At 69.3% G+C, this 6,931-nt stretch carries 7 protein-coding genes and 1 tRNA gene; 2 read left to right on the forward strand and 6 right to left on the reverse strand.

Translation table 11 applies throughout. The annotated features are described in order from the left end of the window. The first annotated feature begins 70 nt into the window (after positions 1-70). A complete protein-coding gene (locus tag AB0399_RS27590; RefSeq protein WP_329370539.1) occupies positions 71-550 on the forward strand; it encodes a hotdog fold thioesterase in 480 nt (159 codons plus the stop codon). 15 nt (positions 551-565) lie between these two features. On the opposite strand, the gene AB0399_RS27595 is transcribed toward AB0399_RS27590, so the two are convergent. After that, positions 566-1,315 carry a transcriptional regulator gene (locus tag AB0399_RS27595; RefSeq protein ID WP_366413188.1) on the reverse strand — a complete coding sequence of 250 codons (750 nt, stop codon included), beginning with the start codon at positions 1,313-1,315 and terminating at the stop codon, positions 566-568. 105 nt (positions 1,316-1,420) lie between these two features. Continuing rightward, positions 1,421-1,495 (reverse strand) — tRNA-Leu (locus AB0399_RS27600). A 104-nt stretch (positions 1,496-1,599) separates the two neighbouring features. On the opposite strand from AB0399_RS27600, the gene AB0399_RS27605 reads away from it, so the two are divergent. Then, the gene (locus AB0399_RS27605; protein WP_329370536.1) at positions 1,600-2,238 is read left to right on the forward strand and encodes a response regulator; all 639 of its coding nucleotides are present in this window, start codon (positions 1,600-1,602) and stop codon (positions 2,236-2,238) included. Between the two features lie 107 nt (positions 2,239-2,345). On the opposite strand, the gene AB0399_RS27610 is transcribed toward AB0399_RS27605, so the two are convergent. From AB0399_RS27610 to AB0399_RS27625, 4 genes are read right to left on the reverse strand one after another with little or no spacing between them, the layout of a single operon-like run. Further along, the gene (locus tag AB0399_RS27610; protein WP_328462845.1) at positions 2,346-3,062 is read right to left on the reverse strand and encodes an ABC transporter ATP-binding protein; all 717 of its coding nucleotides are present in this window, start codon (positions 3,060-3,062) and stop codon (positions 2,346-2,348) included. Then, entirely contained in the window at positions 3,059-4,060 is a 1,002-nt protein-coding gene (locus AB0399_RS27615) for an ABC transporter ATP-binding protein (RefSeq protein ID WP_366413189.1), read from the reverse strand. The genes AB0399_RS27610 and AB0399_RS27615 overlap by 4 nt, the downstream gene beginning before the upstream one ends. An 8-nt stretch (positions 4,061-4,068) precedes the next feature. Next, positions 4,069-5,961, reverse strand: a complete 1,893-nt coding sequence (locus tag AB0399_RS27620; protein ID WP_366413190.1) for a branched-chain amino acid ABC transporter permease — start codon at positions 5,959-5,961, stop codon at positions 4,069-4,071. Positions 5,962-5,966: 5 nt separating this feature from the next. Beyond that, positions 5,967-6,875 (reverse strand): branched-chain amino acid ABC transporter permease, encoded by a 909-nt coding sequence (locus AB0399_RS27625; protein ID WP_366413191.1) that lies wholly within the window; start codon positions 6,873-6,875, stop codon positions 5,967-5,969. Positions 6,876-6,931: the final 56 nt, after the last annotated feature.

Below are 6,931 nucleotides of genomic sequence, written 5' to 3' on the forward strand. Positions count from 1 at the left end.
CACTCCCGCCCGGCCCTTACCCTCGACCTGCACGAACCGGTCGCACAACCGCAGAACGGAGCCGACCCGCATGGGCGAGCAGACCCCCACCCAGTTCTCCCCGGAGACGCTGGCGCAGTACGCCGGACTCGGCATCGACCTGCCCGCGCTGTTCTCGGCCGGCCCGCTCGGCAGCCGGATGGGCATCCGGATCACCGAGGCCGCGGCCGACAAGGTGGTGGGCACCATGCCCGTCGAGGGCAACACCCAGCCGTACGGGCTGCTGCACGGCGGCGCCTCCGCGGTCCTGGCGGAGACCCTCGGGTCGGTCGGGGCGATGCTGCACGGCGGGCCCAACAAGATCGCGGTCGGCGTCGACCTCAACGCGACGCACCACCGCAGCGTGCGCACCGGCACGGTGACCGGGACCGCCACTCCGGTCCACCGCGGGCGCTCCTCGGCCAGCTACGAGATCGTCATCACCGACGACGCCACCGGCAAGCGCGTCTGCACCGCCCGCCTCACCTGCATGCTCCGCCCCGCCTCCCCGCCGGCCCCCACGACCGCCTGACCCCGCCCGCGGGCCTCAGTACTTGGGGCCCACGTGCAGGTCCATCACCGCGACACAGGCCCGCCGGGCGACGGAGATGTTCCGCGCCTCACCGCGTCTACGGGTCTCGGTCCACGCCACGCCGACGCGGTCGAGCGCGGCCGTGAACAGTCCCCGGATGTCGGCCGAGGTGTTGGTGAAGAAGTACCGCGGGTACGCGTAGCGCTTCGGCAGCCCTCCGACCGTCCGCACGGTCCAGTTGGTGACCCGGCAGCCGTCGGAGTGGATCAGCCCGCGGATGAACTCCCACGGGTACGCGGCCACGATCGTCTGCTGCCAGGGCTCCAGTGTGATCTTCCGCTCGTGTTTCCGCCCGGGACCGTGCTGGGGGAAGACCGCGGGCCACTGCTTGCTCATCGACGTGACCTGCACACAGCCTTGTTGGGCCACTCGGAAGACGGCACCGCCAGGACGGACCGCGCGGATCGCCTCCTCGCAGGCGTCGATGAGTCCGGGCCAGGCATTGCCGCAGGCGATCCGCAGCGCGTGCACCCCGCGCCGGTGGGCGCTGATGCAGCCGTCACCGAGGTAGAGGCCGAGCAGGTACGGATACGCGGGACCGTCCGTCCGCAGCGGCGTCGCTCCCCGGCTGACCGGCTTGATGCCGTGGTCACGCCAACTCCTGAGCGCGGCGCGCGATATGCCGGTGGACCGGCTCACCGAGTTCAGGCTGCGGCCGGTGGCCACCTGCGCCAGCGCATGGCGTCGAGTCGCGGAATCGTACATGTGAGCCATGATCGACGCGTGGTTGGATCATGGAAGGGGGCGCCGGAGAGATTCACCCGATCGGCCTACGCCGAAAAGGCGCTGGCCTTCGAATCGAAGGTAAAGTGCCCCGAGTCGGACTCGAACCGACACTGTATGGGTTTTGAATCCATTGCCTGCTGCCAATTGGGCTACCGGGGCCTTCAAAACAGAGGTCAGCTTACCACCTCCGTATTCAAACTCTACCCGAGCTGGGTAGGCTCAGGTAGCAGGATTCGACGCCATGACCCGAGGAGCACCGCACCGTGAGCGCCCCCGACGAGCCCACCCCCGCGCAGGACGACGCTTCCGCGCATGTGCCGCCCGTGACCACGCGTGTCGTCATCGCCGAGGACGAGGCGCTGATCCGGCTGGACCTGAAGGAGATGCTGGAGGAGGAGGGGTACTCCGTCGTCGGGGAGGCCGGCGACGGCGAGGTGGCGGTGAAGCTCGCGCAGGAACTCCGCCCCGACCTGGTGATCCTGGACGTGAAGATGCCCGTGCTGGACGGCATCAGCGCGGCGGAGCAGATCGCCGGGGAGAAGCTGGCACCGGTGCTGATGCTGACCGCCTTCTCGCAGCGGGAGTTGGTGGAGCGGGCCAGGGACGCGGGCGCGATGGCGTACCTGGTGAAGCCGTTCACCAAGAGCGATCTGGTGCCGGCGATCGAGATGGCGGTGAGCCGGTTCCAGGAGCTGCGCGCCCTGGAGCTGGAGATCGCCGATCTGTCGCTGCGGCTGGAGACGCGCAAGCTGGTGGACCGGGCGAAGAGCGTGTTGCAGACGAAGTACGGGCTGAGCGAACCGGCGGCGTTCCGGTGGATTCAGAAGACGTCGATGGACCGCCGGATGTCGATGCAGGCGGTGGCGCAGGCGGTCATCGACGAGGTGACGGAGAAGGACTGACCGGACGCCGCCCAAGGCACCGGCCAGGCACCAGCCATGCACCGGTAAGGCCCGCACTCCTGGAGTGCGGGCCTTACTCGTGGGGTGCTGCCGGTGTTGCCTGGTGCTCAGTCCTCGCCGAGGTAGGTCTTGCGGACGCCCTCGTCGTGGAGCAGGTCCTGGCCGGTGCCGGAGATCTTGATGCTGCCGATCTCCATGACGTGGGCCTGGTCGGCGAGGGAGAGGGCCGCCTGGGCGTTCTGCTCGACGAGCAGGATGGTGGTGCCCTGGGACTTCAGCTCGACGATGGTGGACATGATCTTCTGCATCATGATCGGCGAGAGGCCCATGGAGGGTTCGTCGAGCATGAGCAGTTTGGGCTGCGACATCAGGGCGCGGCCCATGGCGAGCATCTGCTGCTCGCCGCCGGAGAGGGTGCCCGCGGCCTGTTTGCGGCGTTCGCCGAGGATCGGGAAGAGCTCGTAGGCGCGCTCGACGTCCTTGGTGATGCCGGCGGTGTCCCTGCGCAGGAAGGCGCCGAGCAGCAGGTTCTGCTCGATGCTGAGCCGGGGGAAGATGTGCCGGCCTTCCGGGGAGTGGGCCAGGCCGAGGGCGACGATCTTGTGCGGGGGTACCCGGCTGAGCACCTTGCCGTCGAAGGTCACCCGTCCGCCGATGGGCTTGAGCAGGCCGCTGAGGGTGCGCAGGGTGGTGGTCTTGCCGGCGCCGTTGGTGCCGATGAGGGTGACGACCTGGCCGGCTTCGACCGAGAAGGAGATGCCCTTGACGGCCTCGATCTTGCCGTAGGCGACCCGGAGGTCCTCTACTTCGAGCAGTGCGGTCATCGGTCGTTCTCCTGCTCGTGCGCGCCGGTGCCGGGCTCGGGGTCCGGCTCGGTCGGGGGCTCCGGCTGCGGCTCCTGCTCCTGCTCAGCCGGGGGTTCCGGCTCGACCGGGGGTTCGACCGGCGGTTCCGGCTCGACCGGCGGCTCCGCCTCGGCCTTGGGCGCCGCCGGCTGCGGTGCCCCCTCCGCCTCGAACGGCTCGCCCAGATATGCCGCGATGACGCGTTCGTCGCTCTGGACGACCTCGGAGCTGCCCTCCACCAGCTTCTGGCCCTGGACCAGGACGGCGACGCGGTCGCAGAGGTTGAAGATGAACCGCATGTCGTGCTCGATGACCAGCACGGCGATGCCCTGGTCGCGGATGGCGAAGACCAGTTCCTCGGTGGCGCGGGTCTCCTGCGGGTTCATGCCGGCGGTGGGCTCGTCGAGCAGCAGCAGCCCGGGTTCGCTGGCGAGTGCGCGGGCGATCTCCAGCTTGCGCTGCTCGCCGTAGGGCAGGTTGCGGGCGAGGTGGTCGGCCTTCTCCGCGAGGCCGGTGAACTGGAGCAGTTCCATGGCGCGTTCGCGGGAGCGGGCTTCGGCCTTGTGGTAGCCGGGGCCGCGGATGAGGGCGGAGAGCAGGCCCTCGCGGGTGCGGGTGTGCCGGCCGACCAGGACGTTCTCCAGCACGGTCATGTTGGCGAACAGCCGGATGTTCTGGAAGGTGCGGGCGACGCCTGCCTTGGTGACGAGGTGGGGCTTGGGCGGCAGGACGGTGCCCTTGTAGCTGACGGAGCCCTCGGTGGGGACGTACAGCCCGGTGAGGCAGTTGAAGAAGGTGGTCTTGCCGGCGCCGTTGGGGCCGATCAGGCCGACGATCTCGCCGCTGTTGACGGTGAGGCTGACGTCGCGGACGGCGGTGAGGCCGCCGAACCGCATGATGACGCCGCTGGCCTGGAGCAGCGGGGTGCTGCCGGGGGTGGCCGCCGGGGCGGCGGAGGTGCTGGTCGTGGTGGTCATGGTGTCCTTCACGCCCCTGCCTCGCCGACGGCGATGGTGTCGTCGCCGAGCGGTCGTTGCGTGGGTAGCAGGGCTTCTTCCTCGTGGAACTCGAGCTTGCGGCGCCGGTTGGGGATGATGCCCTCGGGCCTGAGGCGCATGATCAGGATGAGCGTGACGCCGAAGGCGAAGAGTTCGTAGCGCTGCAGGAAGCCCAGCTTCTCGGGGACGATGTAGAGGAGCGCGGCGCCGAGGATGGGTCCGCTGACGGTGCCCATGCCGCCGAGGACGACGGCGGCGAGCAGGAACGCGGAGTTGGGCGGTGCGGCGCCGGAGAACTGGTAGGGGTTGGGCACGACGCTGTAGGTGACGTGGGCGCTGACGGTGCCGGCCAGGCCGGCCAGGGAGGCGCCGAGCGCGAACGCGATGAGCTTGACCCGGAAGCCGTTGATGCCCATGGCGGTGGCGGCGGTCTCGTCCTCGCGGATGGCGATCCAGGACCGGCCGATGCGGGAGTCGGAGGCGCGGGTGAAGACGAGCACCACGATCACCGTGATGACGAGCATCAGCAGGTAGTAGTTGGCGAACCGGCCGAGGGTGATGGAGCCGATCTGGTGCGGGTTGCCGAGGTTGTAGCCGAAGACCGACAGGTCGGGGATGTTCGGGATGCCGTTCGGCCCGTTGGTGACCTTGGGTCCTGAGACGCCGTCGAGGTTGTTGACGGCGATGCGGAAGATCTCTCCGAAGCCGAGGGTGACGATGGCCAGGTAGTCGCCGCGCAGCCGCAGGGTGGGGGCGCCGATGAGGACGCCGAAGACCAGGGAGGCGGCCATGCCGGTGAGGGCGGCGGCCCAGAAGGGGAACTGGACGCCGGACCAGATGGAGTACTGGGAGCCGGAGACGAGGGCCGCGGCGTAGGCGCCGACGCCGAGGAAGGCGACGTAGCCGAGGTCGAGCAGGCCGGTGAGGCCGACGACGATGTTCAGGCCCAGGGCGACGGTGCCGAAGATGAGGATGTTGACGCCGAGGTTCGCCCAGTGCTCGTTGTTCTGGACGAACGGGTAGGCGATGGCGGCGAGGATGCCGACCGACATCGAGAACGGCCGGTGATCGCCGGTGATCTTGGAGAACTGCCGGGTGAGTCCGGCGGCGCTGAACGCCAGGAGGGCGAAGACGAGCAGGATCAGGTAGCCGACGAAGAGTTCGGTGTAGCCGGTGGCCAGCCCGTAGGTGAGGACTTTCACGCCGACGGCGGCGACCACGACGACGATGAGGTACTGCACCCACAGGGGCGCCTTGGCGGGGTCGGAGACCGGCAGCTCGCGGTGGTTGAGCCGGGACGAGCGCAGCCAGCGGTAGGCGCCGCGGGTCGCGCCGTTCTCGCTGAGGCGGCCGAGTTCGTAGTACTCGGCGTCGGAGTCGTCCAGGGGCCGGCGGTCGATGGGCAGGCCCAGGGCGCCGACGAGCAGGACCAGCGAGGCGACGGCGGCGACGAAGCCGCCGGGGTTGAGGTTGGCCAGGCCGCCGAGTTCCTGCGCGATGGCGATGACGGCGTACCAGGTGGTGGCGAAGGTGCCGGCGGCGAGCAGCAGGACGGCGTTGGGCGACCGGTTGGGCACCAGCCAGGTCAGGCCCTTGACCCCGAAGGCCCCGAGGGCCACCAGGCCGGTGAGGATGGCGCCGATGAGGGTGAGGACCTGCAGGCCGCCGGGGTAGCCGTTGACGGTGAGGTCGCCGGGGAAGTCGGAGGTGTAGGTCCAGGACATGAAGGTGGACACCACGGTGCCCACGACGCCGACGAGGGTCGCGATGCGGGCGACGCCGGGCGGCAGGGTGACGAAGGAGTCGGCGCGCGGTGCGTCGGGGTTGGTGGTGCCGAGCGGGACGGGCTGGAGGGCCGCGGTGGTGGGGATGTCTGTCATCGGGATCACGCCCTGTCCGCTACGCGTTCACCCAGCAGGCCCTGTGGTCTGACCAGCAGGACCACGATGAGCAGGACGAATGCCCATACGTTGGCCCAGCCTTGGCCGCCGAGTTGGTGCATGCCGGGGATGTTGGCGATGTAGGCGGTGGCGCAGGCTTCGGCGATGCCGAGGACGAGTCCGCCGAGCATGGCGCCGTAGATGTTGCCGATGCCGCCGAGGACCGCCGCGGTGAAGGCTTTCAGGCCGGCCTGGAAGCCCATGTTGTAGGTGACCTGGCCGTACTTCAGGCCGTAGGCGACGCCGGCGACGGCGGCGAACAGGCCGCCGATGGCGAAGGCGATCACGATGATGCGGTTGGTGTCGATGCCCATGAGCTGGGCGGTGTCCGGGTCCTGTGCGGTGGCCTGCATGGCGCGGCCGGTGCGGCTGCTGCGGACGAAGGCGGCCAGGCCGATCATGCAGATCGCGGCGGCGACGACGAGGAAGATGTCGTTGCGCTGGATGCTGATGGAGCCCAGGTGGTAGGGGTGCGTGCCGAGTTGGGGGAAGTCCTTGGCGTTGTCGGCGCCGGGGTACCACACGAAGATCGCCTGCTGGAGGGCGAGGGAGAGGCCGATGGCGGTGATGAGGGGCGCGAGTCTGGGTGCGCCGCGCAGCGGCCGGTAGGCGAACCGTTCGGCGCCTACCGCGATCAGCATGGAGACGATGGCGCCACCGACGAGCATCAGGGGCAGCGCGGCCCAGATGTTCATGCCGCTGGGCAGGATGTTCCATACGGTGAGCGCGCCGAAGGCGCCGGTCATGAAGATCTCGCCGTGGGCGAAGTTGATGAGCTGGACGATGCCGTACACCATCGTGTAGCCGATGGCGATGAGCCCGTACATCGAGCCGAGGAACAGCCCGTTGGCCAGCTTAGAAGAGGAAGACGTCGGTGGTCTCGAAGGAGAGCACCACCATCGCCTCGACC

This window comes from Streptomyces sp. NPDC088194, assembly GCF_040702025.1.
Lineage (GTDB): Bacteria > Actinomycetota > Actinomycetes > Streptomycetales > Streptomycetaceae > Actinacidiphila.

Bases quoted from the DNA above. Each gene is read 5' to 3' on its own strand.
- AB0399_RS27590 (WP_329370539.1), top strand. From the start codon at position 71: ATGGGCGAGCAGACCCCCACCCAGTTCTCCCCGGAGACGCTGGCGCAG.
- AB0399_RS27595 (WP_366413188.1), bottom strand. From the start codon at position 1,315: ATGTACGATTCCGCGACTCGACGCCATGCGCTGGCGCAGGTGGCCACC.
- AB0399_RS27610 (WP_328462845.1), bottom strand. From the start codon at position 3,062: ATGACCGCACTGCTCGAAGTAGAGGACCTCCGGGTCGCCTACGGCAAG.
- AB0399_RS27615 (WP_366413189.1), bottom strand. From the start codon at position 4,060: ATGACCACCACGACCAGCACCTCCGCCGCCCCGGCGGCCACCCCCGGC.
- AB0399_RS27620 (WP_366413190.1), bottom strand. From the start codon at position 5,961: ATGACAGACATCCCCACCACCGCGGCCCTCCAGCCCGTCCCGCTCGGC.